At 39.7% G+C, this 17,325-nt stretch carries 17 protein-coding genes; 7 read left to right on the top strand and 10 right to left on the bottom strand.

All coding sequences use genetic code 11. The features are described from left to right. Window positions 1-72: 72 nt before the first annotated feature. On the top strand, window positions 73-840 hold the full coding sequence (locus F886_RS01820) for a hypothetical protein (protein ID WP_005300676.1): 768 nt from the start codon (window positions 73-75) through the stop codon (window positions 838-840). Between the two features lie 43 nt (window positions 841-883). Here F886_RS01820 and F886_RS01815 read toward each other — a convergent pair whose 3' ends face one another. Continuing rightward, complete coding sequence (locus tag F886_RS01815) at window positions 884-1,534, bottom strand: response regulator (protein ID WP_005300674.1); 651 nt, start codon at window positions 1,532-1,534, stop codon at window positions 884-886. Between the two features lie 376 nt (window positions 1,535-1,910). Here F886_RS01815 and msuE point away from each other — a divergent pair, with 376 nt between their 5' ends. Together msuE and sfnG are read left to right on the top strand one after the other, a co-directional pair. Further along, a complete protein-coding gene (gene msuE / locus F886_RS01810; protein WP_005300671.1) occupies window positions 1,911-2,651 on the top strand; it encodes an FMN reductase in 741 nt (246 codons plus the stop codon). Window positions 2,652-2,694: 43 nt separating this feature from the next. Continuing rightward, window positions 2,695-3,807, top strand: coding sequence for a dimethylsulfone monooxygenase SfnG (gene sfnG / locus F886_RS01805; protein WP_005300669.1), 1,113 nt, complete (start codon window positions 2,695-2,697; stop codon window positions 3,805-3,807). Between the two features lie 93 nt (window positions 3,808-3,900). Here sfnG and F886_RS01800 read toward each other — a convergent pair whose 3' ends face one another. Next, a complete protein-coding gene (locus F886_RS01800; RefSeq protein WP_005066843.1) occupies window positions 3,901-4,314 on the bottom strand; it encodes an Lrp/AsnC family transcriptional regulator in 414 nt (137 codons plus the stop codon). A 105-nt stretch (window positions 4,315-4,419) separates the two neighbouring features. On the opposite strand from F886_RS01800, the gene F886_RS01795 reads away from it, so the two are divergent. Then, window positions 4,420-4,962 (top strand): cysteine hydrolase family protein, encoded by a 543-nt coding sequence (locus F886_RS01795; RefSeq protein ID WP_005300668.1) that lies wholly within the window; start codon window positions 4,420-4,422, stop codon window positions 4,960-4,962. Between the two features lie 41 nt (window positions 4,963-5,003). Here F886_RS01795 and acs read toward each other — a convergent pair whose 3' ends face one another. Beyond that, a complete protein-coding gene (gene acs / locus F886_RS01790) occupies window positions 5,004-6,953 on the bottom strand; it encodes an acetate--CoA ligase (protein WP_005300666.1) in 1,950 nt (649 codons plus the stop codon). Between the two features lie 294 nt (window positions 6,954-7,247). Here acs and F886_RS01785 point away from each other — a divergent pair, with 294 nt between their 5' ends. Together F886_RS01785 and F886_RS01780 are read left to right on the top strand one after the other, a co-directional pair. Beyond that, on the top strand, window positions 7,248-7,823 hold the full coding sequence (locus F886_RS01785; RefSeq protein ID WP_005300664.1) for a DUF805 domain-containing protein: 576 nt from the start codon (window positions 7,248-7,250) through the stop codon (window positions 7,821-7,823). Window positions 7,824-7,936: 113 nt separating this feature from the next. After that, entirely contained in the window at window positions 7,937-8,908 is a 972-nt protein-coding gene (locus F886_RS01780) for a mechanosensitive ion channel family protein (RefSeq protein WP_005300663.1), read from the top strand. Here F886_RS01780 and F886_RS01775 read toward each other — a convergent pair. The 5 genes from F886_RS01775 to prfB all read right to left on the bottom strand — a co-directional run bounded on the left by F886_RS01775 (window position 8,897) and on the right by prfB (window position 13,756). Beyond that, window positions 8,897-9,604 (bottom strand): 16S rRNA (uracil(1498)-N(3))-methyltransferase, encoded by a 708-nt coding sequence (locus F886_RS01775; RefSeq protein ID WP_005300661.1) that lies wholly within the window; start codon window positions 9,602-9,604, stop codon window positions 8,897-8,899. The genes F886_RS01780 and F886_RS01775 overlap by 12 nt on opposite strands. Then, complete coding sequence (locus F886_RS01770; RefSeq protein ID WP_005300660.1) at window positions 9,601-10,893, bottom strand: 3-deoxy-D-manno-octulosonic acid transferase; 1,293 nt, start codon at window positions 10,891-10,893, stop codon at window positions 9,601-9,603. Before F886_RS01770 ends, F886_RS01775 begins: the two co-directional genes overlap by 4 nt. Window positions 10,894-11,049: 156 nt before the next feature. Next, window positions 11,050-12,108, bottom strand: a complete 1,059-nt coding sequence (locus F886_RS01765) for an alkene reductase (protein ID WP_005300658.1) — start codon at window positions 12,106-12,108, stop codon at window positions 11,050-11,052. Between the two features lie 28 nt (window positions 12,109-12,136). After that, window positions 12,137-12,439 carry an ArsR/SmtB family transcription factor gene (locus F886_RS01760; protein WP_002121891.1) on the bottom strand — a complete coding sequence of 101 codons (303 nt, stop codon included), beginning with the start codon at window positions 12,437-12,439 and terminating at the stop codon, window positions 12,137-12,139. Window positions 12,440-12,660: 221 nt separating this feature from the next. Then, window positions 12,661-13,756, bottom strand: a protein-coding gene (gene prfB / locus F886_RS01755; RefSeq protein ID WP_107880456.1) for a peptide chain release factor 2 whose coding sequence is annotated in 2 segments (ribosomal slippage) — window positions 12,661-13,683 and window positions 13,685-13,756 — 1,095 coding nt in all. Because the reading frame shifts where the segments join, the coding sequence is not laid out codon by codon here. Window positions 13,757-14,148: 392 nt separating this feature from the next. On the opposite strand from prfB, the gene F886_RS01750 reads away from it, so the two are divergent. Continuing rightward, window positions 14,149-14,916, top strand: a complete 768-nt coding sequence (locus tag F886_RS01750) for a putative porin (protein ID WP_004790036.1) — start codon at window positions 14,149-14,151, stop codon at window positions 14,914-14,916. A gap of 48 nt (window positions 14,917-14,964) precedes the next feature. Here F886_RS01750 and recJ read toward each other — a convergent pair whose 3' ends face one another. Both recJ and pdxH read right to left on the bottom strand, forming a co-directional pair. Then, entirely contained in the window at window positions 14,965-16,665 is a 1,701-nt protein-coding gene (recJ, locus tag F886_RS01745; protein ID WP_005300654.1) for a single-stranded-DNA-specific exonuclease RecJ, read from the bottom strand. Then, window positions 16,666-17,322, bottom strand: coding sequence for a pyridoxamine 5'-phosphate oxidase (gene pdxH / locus F886_RS01740; protein ID WP_005300651.1), 657 nt, complete (start codon window positions 17,320-17,322; stop codon window positions 16,666-16,668). Window positions 17,323-17,325: the final 3 nt, after the last annotated feature.

Genomic DNA, 17,325 nt, shown 5'->3' with positions numbered 1-17,325 from the left:
TGTATAACCATTTTTTAACCGATTTCTATATTAAGCACCCCTGCTCACGAATTAATGCAAAGGACAATTGCCATGAATATTCCTGATAATAGCCCCAAAAACCAACTCTCATCTCAACAGTTTTATCGTCAATACAGTGCCAATGCTTTACTTCCTGAACTAGATTGGCAAAGTATTTTTCCCAACAGCAAGCTGAATGAAGCCCATATCAAAGCGTTAAATACGATTTATCAAAGTGCAGTCCCACTCGCCCTTAATGTATTTCATGATCTAAATTTTGATGTGTTTGCACCTGCGGCTTATCATCCTCAAGGATTAGGCTTATTTGATAAATTGGCACAACAAGAAGAAAACTTCTTAAAAGTGCTTAGCGCTGAAAGTGAAAATCTTGATCACGATACACGTCATCAAATTTGGAGCATGTTACTTCGCGGTGGAGCTGTACTGGTTTTCAAAGCTTGGCTTGGTCATGTCAAACTTGGCGAAAATCAGCTAGATATGACTCAGTTTGATGAGCTTTCTGACTTACTCTTTATTAAAACTCATCCAGATCAACTTGCTGAACGACTACATGTCGATGAAAAAGCAAAACTCGACCATATCTTCTTAATGTATGGCAATGATATTTTCCTTGATCGCTTCAATAGCCTAGAAACAGCTGCGCTTTTTGTAGATTTAGGCGTTTATGATGCAGCGTTTTTAAGCTTGCGTGATGACCGCGTGGCTGAATATTTAAAAATGAAAGGTTATGTGACTCAAGATCAAATTGATGATTTGCAATGTGCACTCAATCCTTTGTACTGCGACAGCCTAACACCAAAGCAAGATTGCCTTGCTTAAGTGGAACAAATAAAAAAGACCTCAACTGAGGTCTTTTTTATTTTTAGATTTTCTTATCTTCAATATTTAATGCATTAATGGCCAATACGGCTTGTGTACGGTTTTGCACACCTAATTTTCTAAAGATTGCTGTCACATGGGCTTTAATTGTTGCTTCCGAAACATCAAGTTCATAAGCAATCTGTTTATTAAGCAAACCTTCCGCAACCATCATCAAAACACGGAATTGCTGTGGTGTTAAAGATTGAATACGTTCAGCTAAAGCAGTTTCATCTGCCGCTCTCGGATCAAGATTAAGGTTAGGTGGCAAATTAGGTGGTAACCAGATTTCACCTTCTAATACTTGACGAATCGCTTCACCAATATGACTTGGATGAGCAGATTTAGGAATATAACCCATCGCGCCATGTGCAATCGCACGCTGAATAATTGAAGTTTCTTCATGTGCAGAAACCACAATAATTGGAATAGCTGGATACTGTGCTCGTACATAGACTAGAGCAGAAAAGCCTGAAGCACCCGGTAAATTTAAATCGAGTAATACTAGATCAGGTTCTGCCCCATTTTCCAAACGCTCATAAAACTCATCAACCGAAGCTGTTTCATGAATTTGTGCCTGTGGCAGGCTATAACGTACTGCTTGAATTAAAGCATGACGAAACAAAGGATGATCATCAACGATTAAAATATTCATAAGCGATTAAAGTAATCTTGAGCATAAGTATGGCCTATTGTAACCCTACTATTTAGTTGAAAGATACGTTCATCTTATCCATTTTTATGCAAAATGATGATAAATGCAGAACTTAGCTAAAATTTTCAGATGTTTTTTAACATTTAATCAAAATTAATCTGTTTTTTATATAAGCTTACTTTTTATTATAAAAAATATATCACCAATAATTATATAAAATAAAAACAGTAACTTAATAGAGAAATAAAGTATAAAAATCCACTATTTATCTTTTATATTTAAAACTGATAAGGTTGACCAATTTCGTTATTTTACAGTTCGCCGTCGTTGTTGATTAATAAGTCCAATCTCTTGTTTTAGGCTTAGGAACCAAATTATGACTGGTATCACATCACCAAAACCTTTGAATATTGTTGCTGTTTCTGGTGGCTTAAATACCCCATCTAAAACGGAAAGTCTGGTTCAAGCCATTCTTGATGAGTTATCCGAAGCAACCGATATTAAAGTTCATTTTATTAAATTAAGCGAAATTGGGCCTTTATTAGGCGGTGCATTTTATCGCAACCAACTTCCACAGCGCGTGCAAGATGATCTTGCAGCGGTTGAAGCAGCTGATGCTTTAATTGTAGGTACACCAGTTTACCGTGCATCTTTTACGGGTCTTTTCAAACATTTCTTCGATTTTGTTGAACAAACTGCATTGGTCGATGTGCCTGTACTTTTAGCAGCATCAGGCGGTAGTGATCGTCATGCACTGGTACTTGAACATCAACTTCGTCCATTGTTCAGCTTCTTCCAAGCACAAACTTTACCAATCGGCGTATATGCAACTGATCGTGACTTTACACCTGAATACACGGTGAAAAGCGAGCAATTATCAGATCGTATTACGTTAGCCGTGGCACGTGCATTGCCAATTTTAGAATGGGCACCAGCGAAAGGTGAACGTGCTGAAGTAGTCAAATCTAAGACTCAGCAAGCAAATCAAGAGCTTGGTATTAACAAGCAAATTGAGCAAGAAGAAGTATTACCTTCAGCGGCTGTACCTGATCTTGATGCGGCAGAGTCCCGCTTGCATCACAAGTCTGGCAAATCATTAACAACGCATGTTGCCTAAGTGCAATATCGCTAAATAAAAATACGAATTGGGGGAGCAAACCATGACGCAATTACAACAACCTATTAAATTTGCTTATTGGGTACCAAATGTAAGCGGTGGCCTTGTAGTAAGTAACATCGAACAGCGTACAGACTGGAGTTATGACTACAATGTTCGACTTGCACAGGCTGCCGAAAAAAATGGTTTTGAATATGCGCTCACTCAAATTCGTTTTACGGCGGGGTACGGAGCAGAAAACCAACATGAATCAGTAAGTTTCAGTCATGCATTATTGGCAAAAACTGAAAAACTTAAGGTGATTGCAGCTATTCTGCCCGGCCCCTGGAAACCGGCACTCGCAGCTAAGCAACTTGCAACAATCGATTATCTAACCGAAGGCCGTATTGCCATTAATGTGGTGAGTGGTTGGTTTAGAGGAGAGTTTGATGCGATTGGTGAAGAGTGGCCAGAGCATGATCAACGCTACGTCCGCTCTGAAGAATTTATTCGTACGTTAAAAGGAATCTGGACCACCGATAACTATAGTTTCGATGGTAAATACTATCAATTCCAAAACTACACACTTAAACCAAAACCTCTGCAAAAGCCTCATATTGAAGTGTTTCAAGGCGGCAGCTCACGTGCTGCACGTGACATGGCTTCACGCGTATCTGACTGGTATTTCACCAACGGTAATACCGTAGAGGAAATTCAAAAACAAGTCGAAGACATTCGCACTAAAGCGAAAGCCAATAACCATCAGGTCAAAATTGGTGTAAATGCGTTCATTATTGCTAGAGATACCGAAGAAGAAGCAAAAGCGGTACTTCAAGAAATTATTGATAAAGCCAACACTGAAGCCGTAAATGCGTTTGGCGATGCAACACGTGAAGCAGGTGCAGCTTCTCCAGAGCAACAAGGTAACTGGGCAAAATCAAGTTTTGAAGATTTAGTGCAATATAACGATGGCTTTAAAACCAATTTAATAGGTACACCGCAGCAAATTGCAGAGCGTATTGTCGCACTTAAAAATGTAGGTGTTGATTTGATTCTTTCTGGATTCTTACATTTCATTGAAGAAGTAGAATATTTTGGGGAAAAAGTTCTACCACTCGTTCGCCAATTAGAACTTCAACAAGAAAAGGAGATAGAAATTCAAGCGAAATCAGCCTAAAAAACTTCATTTAAAGCAGCGCAAGACAATAAAAACAATAAATTAAAAATAAAGACTTATTGGCTCCAAGACTCGGCTTGGAGCCTTTATTTTTTAAGATTTCTCGACTTCTCGAATCACTGTTTCAACCGAATAACGGCACCATTTTGAAAGTTTCTCGATAAATTCATTTAATGCTGCGGGTTCAAAATGACTCACAATCATATAGCAAGCATTGCCCATAACTTTAAAGCATTCATCTATTTGTTCATATTGCTTAACCAAATTTTCAATTTCTTCAAATGCGCGTTGTTCATTTAAATGCAAATGAATAAATTGTTTATGCGAATATTGCACGGCAATCGTATAATTTTTGATGACACCAGCATCCATTAACTGAGCAATTCGAGCACCCACTGCCTGCCCTGTCCGGTGAACTCGCTGTCCAATTTCTTTATTGGTTAGTCGAGAATCCTGTTTAAGCAATGCAATAATTTTTAGATCAATCGGGTCTAATTCAATATTCATTTTTCATGGCGAAAGAAAACTGGCGGTAATGCTTTCATCTGACTATAGCCGATTTTACGGTCAGAGAATAATCTTGTTTTATCTCATATCAACAAGAGTGATCTCATGAAACAAGCACTATTAATTATCGATGTACAAAATGATTATTTTAAAAATGGCAAAATGGAATTGGTTGGGCCAGAGCAAGCGCTAGAAAAAATAAAACAACTCGAACAATATTTTAGCGAGAAAAACTTGCCAATCATTTATGTGCAACATATTAACCCGCCACAAGCGAGTTTCTTCCAAGAAAATACGGATGGGGTTTTACTTCACCCTGAACTCAGTGCTGGCAGTGATTCATTAATCGTAACAAAGCACTATCCAAACAGTTTTTTAGAAACCAATTTAGATGAGCTTTTAAAAGCACATCAAATTGAGCAACTCGTGATTACAGGCATGATGACTCACATGTGTATTGATTCAGGCACACGCGCAGCCAAAGAACTGGGCTATCAACCCATCTTGATTGCAGATGCAACGGCAACTCGTGATTTAAGCCATAATGGAAAAACTGTAAAAGCTGAAGATGTACAAACAGCTTTTTTAACTGCGCTTAGTACATTTGCGAATGTACAAAATACTACTGATTTTTTAGCAAACTCTTAATAAAGCTTAATAAAAAAGCCCCAAATGGGGCTTTTTTAAAATTAGTTTTGCTTATCGGGATAAACCGTTGCAATTAACTGATCTACTACAGCAGGTTCAGCCAAAGTTGAGGTATCACCTAAACTATCTAATTCATTCGCTGCAATCTTTCTTAAAATACGGCGCATGATTTTACCCGAACGCGTTTTAGGTAATGCTGGTGCCCAATGCAGTGCATCTGGTGAAGCTACTGGCCCGAGTACTTTACGTACCCAGTTGATTAACTCTTTACGCAGTTCTTCCGACTCTGGAACACCCGCTTGTAGAGTCACAAAAGTACAAATACCTTGTCCTTTAATATCATGAGGCATACCCACCACCGCAGCTTCTGCCACGGCTTCATGTGACACCAGAGCACTTTCAATTTCAGCAGTACCTAAACGGTGGCCTGAAACGTTCAAGACATCGTCAACTCGCCCTGTGATCCAGTAATAGCCGTCTTCATCACGACGAGCACCATCACCTGTAAAATAGGTATTTTTAAAGGTTGAGAAATACGCCTCGATAAAGCGATCAGGATCACCCCAAATAGTACGCATCTGGCCCGGCCATGAATCTTTAATCACCAGATTACCTTCGGCCGCACCTTCTAGCTCTTTGCCTTCACCATCTACAATGGCAGGTTGAACACCAAATAACGGACGTGTTGCAGAACCCGGTTTTAAAGCTGTTGCTCCCGGCAATGGAGCAATCAAAATACCGCCTGTTTCGGTTTGCCACCATGTATCAACAATCGGGCAGCGACCTTCACCAACAACGTTGTAGTACCAATTCCAAGCTTCAGGGTTAATAGGCTCACCGACCGAACCAAGTAAACGCAGGCTGCTACGGTTACTTTCACGTACAAACGAATCCCCTTCTCGCATCATGGCGCGAATCGCGGTTGGGGCCGTATATAAAATAGAGACTTTGTGCTTATCGACCACATGACCAAGACGTGCCCATGTTGGATATTGAGGTACACCTTCAAACATTAAGGTCGTGGTACCATTCGCAAGTGGGCCATAGATCAAATAACTATGACCTGTAATCCAGCCTACATCGGCCGTACACCAGTAAACATCATCTTGTTTTAAATCAAAGACCTCTTTAAAGGTACTTGTTACATAGACTAAATAACCACCTGTGGTATGTAGAACACCTTTTGGTTTACCTGTCGAACCCGAGGTATAGAGAATAAATAATGGGTCTTCAGCCTTCATCGGTTCTGGAGGACAGTTTGCATCAACCTCCATAATAATGAGGTGATACCACAAATCACGTCCCGGCTTCATTTCAATCGGGTTCGCATTACGGTAAACCACAACTACATTTTCAACACACTCTGTGCCCGGCAACTCTAGAGCCAAATCGACATTTTCTTTGAGTGGTAATAGTTTTCCAGCACGTAGACTTGAGTCTGCGGTAATCACCAGTTTAGCTTGGCTATCTTCAATACGGCTTGCTAAAGAGTCTGGCGAGAACCCACCAAATACCACGCAGTGAACAGCACCAATACGGGCACAGGCTAACATGGCAATCGCAGCCTCAGTGACCATCGGCATATACAGCACAACGCGGTCACCTTTACCAATACCATATTTCTTTAAAACGTTGGCAAAGCGGCAGACTTCGTCGTGTAATTCTTTATAAGAAACGATCTTATGGCGAGAAGGATGGTCCCCTTCCCAAATAATTGCAGGTTTATGAGGGTGTTCTTTAAGATGCCTGTCGAGGCAGTTTGCTGATACGTTCAACTCACCATCGGCAAACCATTCGATCTTGAAATTGTCTTTGTCAAAACTCGTATTTTTAACTTGGGTAAATGGCTTTATCCAATCGACAATTTTAGCTTGCTCTGCCCAGAATTCATCTGGGTTCTCGATAGAGTGTTGATAACGTTTAAAGTAGTCTGCTTCAACAGTACGAGCTGTTTTTTTAAATTCCTCTGGTACTGGATAGATCTCATTCATACGCAACTTCCTTGATCTTGTGCATCCCATCTCGAGACTGTGGCTATTATTTTACTGGATCTTATTTGCATGCCTTTGCAGTATGATGACTCTTTCAAAGTCTAAACAATCCGACTTTGGTCATATATTGATCACTTACTCAAGCACACGAAATTGTGAACATTTTTATAAAATTAAGTTGATTTAAAACATTTGTCTATAGCTTTTACTTTTATAATTTTTGCAAGATTTGATGGTTTTGATCATCAACAAAGATTATTTTGTCTCTCATACGCAACACAGGAATAAAATAATATGTTTGCCCAAACAAGCTCCTCACGCCCACCTCAGCTCCCTTTTAAAGATAGTCCGTTTTCAATTCATGGACGTTTTAATCGTATGAGCTACTTAGGTGGTTATGGACTGATTTATTTAGTCACCCTCTTGGGCTATTTCATTTTGGCTTCATTTCTTGGAAGTTTTCAGCTTTCAAGCAATTTATTTAATTTTGAATTTTATAGCTCTCTTTCTGGAGCCAGTGCCTTGGTAGTCTGGGTTTTTTCGCTATTTTTAATTTATTTAAATATTGTTCTCGTTGTTCGACGTTTGCACGATCTAAATAAGAGTGGCTGGATGGGATTGCTATTGTTCATTCCAGTTGTTCAGTTCTTTTTTATGATTTATTTACTGCTTGCCTCAGGTACAGCAGGTCCAAACGAATACGGTCCTGTTCGACCAGCAACGTTTATAGAAAAACTGATGGCTTGGCTTATTTTAGTCGCTATTTTAGTTAGCCTTATTTCAACAGCAGGAATTTTTTATTATTTCTCAGGGACTGATACCTTAGAAACACCGACACAAATCTTACAAAAAGGAACGGAATACTTTTAATTAAAAAACACTTTATTATTTAGATGAACTCATTATAGTAGGCGCACATTTTATCTCCTACTATGATGAAAGCCGAAAATCGCTTTCATAAATTTTTTTAATTGAGACTTGCCGTGGCTGATGAACAAAAATCCTTAACGGATGTCGCAAAAAATACAGGCGAACTTTTGCAAGAAGCGGGCACTAAAACCACTCAAACGGTTTTAGCCCATACTGAAAAGTATCATGATGCCTATACCACTATCGACAAAATCGTGGATAGCTTCTGGGAACGTGTGCCTTATATATGTATTGCGATTATCGTTTTTATTATTTTTTGGCTACTGACCAAATTATTTAAGTTCTTTGTTCGTAAAACCTTAGAAAACCGTTCTTACACGCGCCAAAACCTAGTTTTGGTCTTAAACCGTGTAGGCAGTACAACAATTTTATTCTTTGGTTTCTTAATTGCTCTCGTCATTATGATTCCAGGGTTTACACCAGGGCAACTCATGAGTGCTCTTGGAATTGGTTCTGTCGCTATTGGTTTTGCATTTAAAGATATCTTTCAAAACTTATTGTCAGGCATCTTAATCTTATTAAGCGAACCATTCCGTATTGGTGATTCGATTGTTGTCAATTCCCTTGAAGGAACTGTTGAAGATATTCAAATTCGTGCAACATTCTTGCGCTCGCCAGATGGTCGTCGAATTGTTATTCCAAACGCAACTGTTTATACGAGTGCTTTAACGGTAAATACTGCTTATCAACAACGACGTTGTGAGTTTGTAGTCGGAATTGGATATGACGATGACGAACAAAAAGCTAAGCAGATTATTTTAGATATTCTTAACAATGACCGAAATGTACTGAGTCAGCCAGCCTTCTCAGTTAACGTTACAGCGTTAGCAGATTTCTCGGTTAACCTGACTGTACGCTGGTGGGTTGATACGACTGAAACTGATATTTCGTCGTCTACGAGCACCATTCAAGCTCAGGTCAAACAAGCTTTTAATGCGAACGGAATTAATATTCCTTACCCAATTCAGGAATTAAAAATGGCAGCAAATCAGCCACTTTTAAACCCTGAAGCATCAACTAAATAAACGACCTAAAATATAAGAAATAGACGTTTCAGTTCTTAAAATACGGTTGCCTAAGCTCACAGCTTGGCAGCCGTTTTTTATGAGCAAATCAACTTCATAGGGAATAAAGCCACCTTCAGGCCCAACGACGATACTACAAGCATGTGGAATATTAACGGGCATGCTCTGCTCGGCATAAGGGTGAGCCACATAGGCTGGTGTTTCTTTGGAGATCAAGCTTGGCAGAACGTCTTCAACAAAAGGTTTAAAGCGTTTGTACAGGTGAATTTCAGGAACAATCGTGTCACCTGCTTGCTCGAGTCCTAAAGTCACATAGTTATCGAGTTGTTGCAAAAATGGAGTTTGCCAATAGCTTTTATCTACGCGATAACTATGAATCAAACTAATTCTTTCCACCCCTAAAGTCACACTATCCATAATTAAACGGCGTAAAACTTTGGGTCTTGGTAAAGCCACAATTAAATGAACCGGAAGTTTTGTAGGGACAGCTTCTTCACGAATAGGTCGTATACAAACTTCTTGCTCGTTAATCGACATAATTTCAGTGGTATAACGTGCGCCATTACGAACACCAACTTTTAGATTTTGGCCAACCGTAATATCAAGATGTTCACGTAAATGTTGTAATTGGCGCTTTGAGTGAATTAACCACGTGTCTGACTGAATATCTTCAGGCTCTAGTAAAACGATATTCATGGTTTGTCGGCCAAATACCGATTAATTACGCCAATATGTTTTTGCAATGAACCTTGGTTACGTTGTAAGACTTTATGTGCTTGTTCTACTACTTGTTGAGCCTGATCAGGTTCAGCTAAACATGCCATCCAGATTGCCACAACTTGCTCAGCGTCTTGGGTAATGAGTACACCATTTTCGTCAATGAATTCATCGACAATGGTTTGGAAATTAAAGTAACGAGGTCCAATGACGGTCGGTACATTCAAAACCATAGGCTCTAAAATATTATGTCCACCACCCGGCTCATTTAAAGAACCACCCACAAAACACACCTGACTTAAGGCGTACCATAACCAAAGTTCCCCCATACTATCGGCTAGATAAACCTGTGTACTCGTATGAATACTTTGGTTCAAACTTCTACGGTGAGTAATTAAATCTAGGTTTTGGCAAATTTCAAAGACTTCGTCGAAACGTTCAGGATGTCGAGGTACAACAATACAGACTAACTCTGGATCTGACTTTAAATAAGGCTGAAGTGCTTGCAAAATTTGTTGTTCTTCGGGTGCATGTGTACTGGCAATTGTCAGTACTTTACGTTGGCCCAAATACCATAGCTGGTGTAACTTTGCTGCCTGATTTATAAATATTTCTGGTGCGTGAATATCAAATTTAATATTTCCAACCACCTGACTTTTTTGTTGATCTAAGCCAAGCTCGACATAGCGTTGGCGAGTAGCATTATCTTGTGCCAACACCCAGTCAATTTGTCTCAGCATTCCTGCTGTTAGACCTGAGACTCGGCTATAACCTTTAGCTGATTTTTCTGATAAGCGTGCATTTAACAATAAACAAGGAACATGTTGTAGCTTGGCTTGATCAATTAAATTTGGCCAAAGTTCAGTTTCAACCAATGCTAAAAGTTTTGGCTGATACAATTCAAAAAATTGTTTTAAAAGATGCTTTTGATCAACAGGCAAATAAACTGCTTGAAATAAATCTAAATAAGGTGCTTTTAAAAATAATGATTTCGCACGTGCCTGCCCAGTTTTAGTCGTATTAGTAACTAGCACAGGTTGTCCGAGTTTAAGATAATGCTCGATTAAAGGCTGCGCAGCATTGGTTTCTCCAACCGAAACAGCATGGAACCAAATTGCTCTCACATTTTTTGGAGATTCAAACGGTCCAAATCTTTCCAGACATTCCTGATTATATAATTCCTGGCTTTCTGCACGTTTTTTTATCCGCCAGTGGTAAAAAGGTTTTAATAAATGGAGTGCGGTGTTGTACCAAAATGGGGTCGCCAAGCGGTTTGCCTCAAATAGTCAAAGTTTAAAACTGGGGAAAATATAACATAGATAGAAAAAATGGCAGAGTTTCGATACCTAAACTCTACCATTACAAGAAAAGCGATTTACTGAACCCATAAATGAATGAGGTCAGTAAATTATGAGTTTAAAAAATTACGAAGCTTCTAGCGTTGGATAGTCTGTATAACCTTCAGCACCTTTTGCATATAAAGTTGTTGGTTGAAGTTCATTTAAAGGTAAGTCTTGCTCTAAACGCTGTAAAAGATCTGGGTTGGCAATATATGCTTTACCAAAAGATACTGCGTCAGCTTCACCATCACGCAAAATACGTTTTGCTGACTCTGGTGTTAGGTTCTCATTCGCAATCCATACACCATTAAATTTTTCGCGAAGTTTAGGGCTAATACTATCAGCAGCTTCGTATTCACGAGAGAAGATGAAAGCAACGTTACGTTGGCTCAGTTGTTCAACAACATAACCAAAAGTTGCTAATGGATCTTCATCACCCATATCGTGTGAATCACCACGTGGTGCAATATGTACACCTACTCGGCCAGCGCCCCACACTTCAATAAATGCATCAACGACTTCTAATAATAAACGTGCACGGTTTTCAACAGGACCACCGTATTCGTCATCACGTTGATTTGTATTACTTTGAAGGAATTGGTCAATTAAGTAACCATTCGCTGCATGTAATTCAACACCATCAAAACCAGCTGCTTTAGCTAATTCTGCTGAATTTTTATATTGAGCAACAACCTCTTTCACTTCTTCTAATGAAAGTGCGCGTGGTGTTACATACGGACGTTTAGGACGTAATAAACTCACTTCACCCGCAGGTTGAATTGCACTTGGTGCAACAGGAATATCACCATCTAAAAGTTCAGGATGCGAAATACGGCCAACATGCCAAAGCTGAGCTACAATTTTTGAACCTTGAGCATGAACTGCCTCAATAATTTTATTCCAAGCTTGTGCCTGCTCTTGTGACCATAATCCTGGGGTTTCTGCATAACCTACAGTTTTTGAACCAATCACTGTTGCTTCAGTCAAAATAAGACCAGCATTTGCACGCTGTTGATAATATTCAACCATCAAATCATTAGGTACTCGGCTTTCACCACTACGCGCACGCGTTAATGGAGCCATTACCAATCGATTTTTGATTTCAAAATCACCAACCGTTAAAGGAGTATTGAGTTCAGCCATAGTCGCCTCGACTTACACTTTAATATTGTTAAAGTGTTTGTTTTAAATGTTCGATATATTGCTGAATCAAAGCTTCGTTACGTGAAAAATAAGACCATTGACCATATTTTTGGACCTGAATCAGACCCGCCTGTTGTAAAACAGACAAATGATTCGACATTGTAGACTGTGCTACTTTGCCCAATCGTTCAATATGACCTGCACAAACACCCTTCTCAAAACTACCACCACACTCTTCCACTGGCAAATAATGCGCAGGTTCTTTCAACCATTGCAAAATCTGCCGACGTAGCGGATTGGAAAGGGCTTTGCTAATTGCATCAATATCCATAGGCTCAACACGTCTTTTAAACGAACAAAGCTTTATTCAGCATTTCGAAAACATCATATCGCACTTTTGCGATATTCATATCTATTTTTTTCGATATTCATATCGCATTTTTTCGATTAAGATTCGAAGGCTGAATTGCTTTGCCGTTTTAATCGCTAAAAATCCAAGAGTTCTACATATTCATAGATGAACTGTATTTAAACTAAAAGTTCAGCAGACTCTTATAAACCTTGTTTTAAGCTCGCCTCAATAAAGCGATCAAGGTCACCATCAAGAACAGCACCTGTATTAGAGTTTTCAACGCCCGTACGTAAATCTTTAATACGCGAATCATCTAATACATATGAACGAATTTGGCTTCCCCAACCAATATCAGACTTCGAGTCTTCTAGAGCTTGAGCCGCTTCATTACGTTTTTGCATTTCCAATTCATACAAACGCGCACGTAACTGTTTCCAAGCGTGGTCACGGTTAGCATGTTGCGAACGCTGGTTCTGACACGCCACCACAATACCTGTTGGAGTGTGGGTCAAACGTACTGCCGAATCGGTTTTGTTAATATGCTGACCACCTGCCCCAGATGCACGGTAAGTATCGGTACGAACATCAGAAGGATTAATATCAATTTCAATATTGTCATCAACTTCTGGTGAAATAAATACCGCAGAGAATGAAGTATGACGGCGGTTACCACTGTCGAATGGTGACTTACGCACTAAACGGTGCACACCAGATTCTGTACGTAACCAACCATAGGCATATTCACCTTCAACACGAATTGTTGCAGATTTAATACCAGCTACGTCACCATCAGATACTTCCATGAGCTCTGCTTTAAAGCCATGACGTTCAATCCAGCGCATATACATACGTAATAGCATAGATGCCCAGTCTTGTGCTTCGGTACCGCCTGAACCTGATTGAATCTCGACATAGCAAGGATTCGGGTCCATTGGGTTACTAAACATACGACGGAATTCAAGTTTAGCCAGTTCATCTTCAGCAGCACTAAGCTCTGACTGAACATCTTCAAGCAAGCTTTCATCATCAGCTTCTACAGCCAAATCTAACATCGCTTTTGCATCTTCAAGTTGTGTTGACAACCCATCCAATACATTAATAACGTTTTCTAGTTCGCCTTTTTCTTTCGCCATCGCCTGAGCACGGCTTTGATCATTCCAAATCGCAGGGTCTTCTAACTCACGTAAAACTTCTTCTAAACGCTCTTTTTTCAGATCGTAGTCAAAGATACCCCCGTAGTGTTTGGCTACGATCAGTTAAGTCTTTCAATTGGTTTAGATAAGGATTAATTTCCACGCGAGTGTTCCCATAAGAGCAGATAAACAGTCAATTATTTTAGCATAGCTGCGGTTATCTTCGAACCTGCTTTGTATTTCTCCTTATATTTCACTCATCTAATTTCTAAATTTTCTTCAGTTCATTTTAAGCTTAACCGGTAACATCCTCATACAAAATTGGGTACTTTTACAGCATTTTTTATGATCTACACAAAATCTCCTCAATTTTAATAAAATTAAACATTCTATTTTTATACTTTAAAATCAAATACTTAATTTAAACATATTTACAAAAAAAGCACATAGTTACAGTGCGGTTACTTGTGCAAGATTGACGCTACCCGATTTTCCTCTAGACTAAAAGTTGTAACAAAACATTTATAAAATCGCTTTTTAGAGGGGAGAGATTCCATGAAAAAACTAGCAATTGCATCAGCTCTTTTATCTGCACTCGCAGTAAGTGGCGCAGCAAACGCTTACCAAGCTGAAGTTGGTGGTTCTTACAATTATCTTGATCCAGACAACGGTAGCAGCGTAAGTAAATTCGGTGTTGACGGGACTTATTACTTTAATCCTGTTCAAACTCGTAATGCTCCACTTGCAGAAGCAGCATTTTTAAGCCGTGCAAGTAATGTTAACGCTCTTATCAATTATGGCGATAACAGCGGTACTAAAGATACTCAGTATGGCGTAGGTGTTGAATACTATGTTCCTAACTCAGATTTCTACCTTAGCGGTGATGTAGGCCGTAATGAGCGTGAAATTGATAACACCAATATTGATAGCAAAGTAACTACTTATGCAGCTGAGGTAGGTTATTTACCAGCTCCAGGTTTATTACTTGCACTAGGTGTTAAAGGTTACGACGAAAAAGACGGTAAAGACGGCGCTGATCCAACAGTTCGTGCTAAATACGTAACTCAAGTAGGTCAACATGACGTAAACCTTGAAGCATTCGGTGCGTTTGGTGACCTAGACGAATATAAAGTTCGTGGTGACTACTACATCGATAAAACTTTAAGTCTTGGTGTGGATTACTACAATAACGACTTAACTGATAAAGATGAATTTGGTATTAATGCTAAAAAATTCTTAAATCAACAAGTAAGTCTTGAAGGTCGTATTGGTTTCGGTGACAACGATAACACTTATGGTGTTCGTGCAGGGTACCGCTTCTAATCTTACCTAAAAGTTTATAAAAAAATCCGCTCAAATGAGCGGATTTTTTTATTGGTTTAAATGCACAATACGCAATTGTAAATTTACATTACCCTTAAATACATTACGATCAATCTCATAGACCAAATGAACTTCATCTCGCATAGGATTAAATTCAAATCGTCCAGCGGCATTAAAAGCAATCGCATCAAAAGTATATTGATCAAGAGCCAATCTAAGTTTTAGATGTGTTTCTTTAAGCCAGCGATAATCGACAACTTTAAAATGTCCTTCAAACTGAGGAAAAGGGAATTTTTGCCCCCATGGCCCAAGCTGCTCTATCCAGTCCAATGTGTCTAGTTGCAAAGCCGAAGCTGGTAATTCACCATCCGTCCATAGCGTTGCTTGAAACAAAGATTCTTCCATAGCTGCAACACAGGTAGTAAACACTGTTTTAAAAGCATCAAAATTTTCTTTACGTATCGTTAAACCTGCCGCCGCCGCATGTCCACCAAAATGGCTCACCAATTCCGAATGTTTTTCAGCAACCTGTTCAATCATATCTCGAATATGCACGCCATCAATTGAACGTGCAGATCCTTTAATATGGACACCATCTTCATCTGGTGCAAAGACAATAGCTGGGCGATGAAACTGTTCTTTTAAACGCCCAGCGACAATCCCAATCACGCCTTGATGCCAGTTTTCTTCGAAGAGCACCAGAGCTGGGGGAATATCTTCTTTTGAGAGTTGCAAGCTATCTAAAGCAGATAAAGCTTGTTGCTTCATCTCTCCTTCAATTTGTCGCCGCTCTATATTCAACTGATTTAATTGTTGAGCAATCGGGTAAGCTGTTTCCATAGAGTCTGCTAATAAACACTCTATACCGATTCGCATGCTCTCCATACGCCCAGCAGCATTAATACGCGGACCTAAAACAAAACCTAGATCTTGTGCACGCAAAGACGACGCCTCTCGACCAGCAATATCCAACAGTGCCAATATTCCAACTCGACATTGATGTTGCTGAATACGCTTCACGCCTGCATCCACTAAAATGCGGTTGTTATAATCTAATACAGCAACATCCGCATAAGTTCCCAAAGCGACTAAATCTAGATATTGAGTGACTTTACTTGTGCTTTTATCTTGTCTGCTACGTAAACTTGCCAAATTGGCCAGCACATAAAATGCAACACCAACACCAGCAAGCGCCTTACTTGGAAAATCACAGCCTAACTGATTTGGATTAACCACCGCTTCCGCTAGAGGCGTTTCTTTTGTTGTTAAGTGGTGATCGGTAATAATAACTTGCATACCCAGCGCATGGGCTGTATCAACCCCAGCATGGCTGGAAATTCCATTATCAACTGTAATTAATAAATCGGGTTGATAAGTTTGATGTGCAAGCTCTGCAATTGCGGGGGTAAGCCCATAACCATATTTAAATCGGTCTGGAACTAAATAGTCGACTTGTGCTCCCATATCACGAAGCACCAATACCATTAACGCTGTACTAGTAGCTCCATCAGCATCATAGTCACCGACAATAACAATCTTTTTCTGTGCATCAATAGCTTGATCTATTAATGCCACAGCTGTCTCTAATCCCTTGAGCTGAGGAGCAAGTAAATTCTTAAGCTTTAGCTCTAATTCCTGTTCAGATTCTACTCCACGCCTCGCCAAAATTTCGGCAATAAACGGCGGCACGCCCTGAAACTGTTCAGGGCGTGTCAATAAAGGTCTTTGTTTGATTTGTATTTTTGTCATTTAAGGCATCAGTCGGTGCAGCGTCCATTGACCGTCGATTTTTTCATAACTCAAGCGGTCATGTAAACGATTTGGTCGTCCTTGCCAGAATTCATAATAATCTGGTTGCAGACGATACCCTCCCCAGAACTCCGGCTTATCGAGCACTTCACGGCTTTCAACTTGCTGTTGTAAGTCTTGAAAACGTTGCTGTAACAGCTCTCGGCTTTCAATTTTACCGCTTTGGGGAGTACTGATATGCGCTGCAATCTGGCTATCACGTGGTCGCTTAAGGTAGTAATCTGTAGATTCTTGCTCAGCAATTTTAACTACACGACCACCCACTCGCACCTGACGCTCTAGACTTGGCCAGTAAAATAATAATTCGGCATATGGATTTTCTGCCAAATCAATACCTTTCTGACTGTCATAATTCGTATAAAAATCATAACCAGCTTCTGTAGCCCCACGTAACAAAACTGTTCTAACATGAGGTCTGCCATTTGCACTTGCAGTTGCTAATGACATTGCATAGGGTTCATGCAAATTGGCTGCTAGAGCATGGTTAAACCAACCAAGAAACTGCTGATGAGGGTTAGATTCAACCTGCCCCTCATGCAACTCACCTTGCTCATAACTTAAGCGTAATTCACTTAAATCTTTGATGACATCACTCATGTC

This window comes from Acinetobacter sp. NIPH 542 (assembly GCF_000369825.1).
In the GTDB taxonomy this organism is placed as follows: Bacteria; Pseudomonadota; Gammaproteobacteria; order Pseudomonadales; family Moraxellaceae; genus Acinetobacter; species Acinetobacter oleivorans.
The sequence above is the reverse complement of the archived record's forward strand: the minus strand, read 5'-3'. Positions and strand labels throughout refer to the sequence as shown.

Bases quoted from the DNA above. Each gene is read 5' to 3' on its own strand.
- F886_RS01775 (WP_005300661.1), bottom strand. From the start codon at position 9,604: ATGAATATCGTTTTACTAGAGCCTGAAGATATTCAGTCAGACACGTGG.
- sfnG (WP_005300669.1), top strand. From the start codon at position 2,695: ATGACGCAATTACAACAACCTATTAAATTTGCTTATTGGGTACCAAAT.
- F886_RS01760 (WP_002121891.1), bottom strand. From the start codon at position 12,439: ATGGATATTGATGCAATTAGCAAAGCCCTTTCCAATCCGCTACGTCGG.
- F886_RS01820 (WP_005300676.1), top strand. From the start codon at position 73: ATGAATATTCCTGATAATAGCCCCAAAAACCAACTCTCATCTCAACAG.
- F886_RS01785 (WP_005300664.1), top strand. From the start codon at position 7,248: ATGTTTGCCCAAACAAGCTCCTCACGCCCACCTCAGCTCCCTTTTAAA.
- recJ (WP_005300654.1), bottom strand. From the start codon at position 16,665: ATGACAAAAATACAAATCAAACAAAGACCTTTATTGACACGCCCTGAA.
- pdxH (WP_005300651.1), bottom strand. From the start codon at position 17,322: ATGAGTGATGTCATCAAAGATTTAAGTGAATTACGCTTAAGTTATGAG.
- F886_RS01765 (WP_005300658.1), bottom strand. From the start codon at position 12,108: ATGGCTGAACTCAATACTCCTTTAACGGTTGGTGATTTTGAAATCAAA.
- F886_RS01800 (WP_005066843.1), bottom strand. From the start codon at position 4,314: ATGAATATTGAATTAGACCCGATTGATCTAAAAATTATTGCATTGCTT.
- msuE (WP_005300671.1), top strand. From the start codon at position 1,911: ATGACTGGTATCACATCACCAAAACCTTTGAATATTGTTGCTGTTTCT.
- F886_RS01815 (WP_005300674.1), bottom strand. From the start codon at position 1,534: ATGAATATTTTAATCGTTGATGATCATCCTTTGTTTCGTCATGCTTTA.
- F886_RS01795 (WP_005300668.1), top strand. From the start codon at position 4,420: ATGAAACAAGCACTATTAATTATCGATGTACAAAATGATTATTTTAAA.
- F886_RS01750 (WP_004790036.1), top strand. From the start codon at position 14,149: ATGAAAAAACTAGCAATTGCATCAGCTCTTTTATCTGCACTCGCAGTA.
- acs (WP_005300666.1), bottom strand. From the start codon at position 6,953: ATGAATGAGATCTATCCAGTACCAGAGGAATTTAAAAAAACAGCTCGT.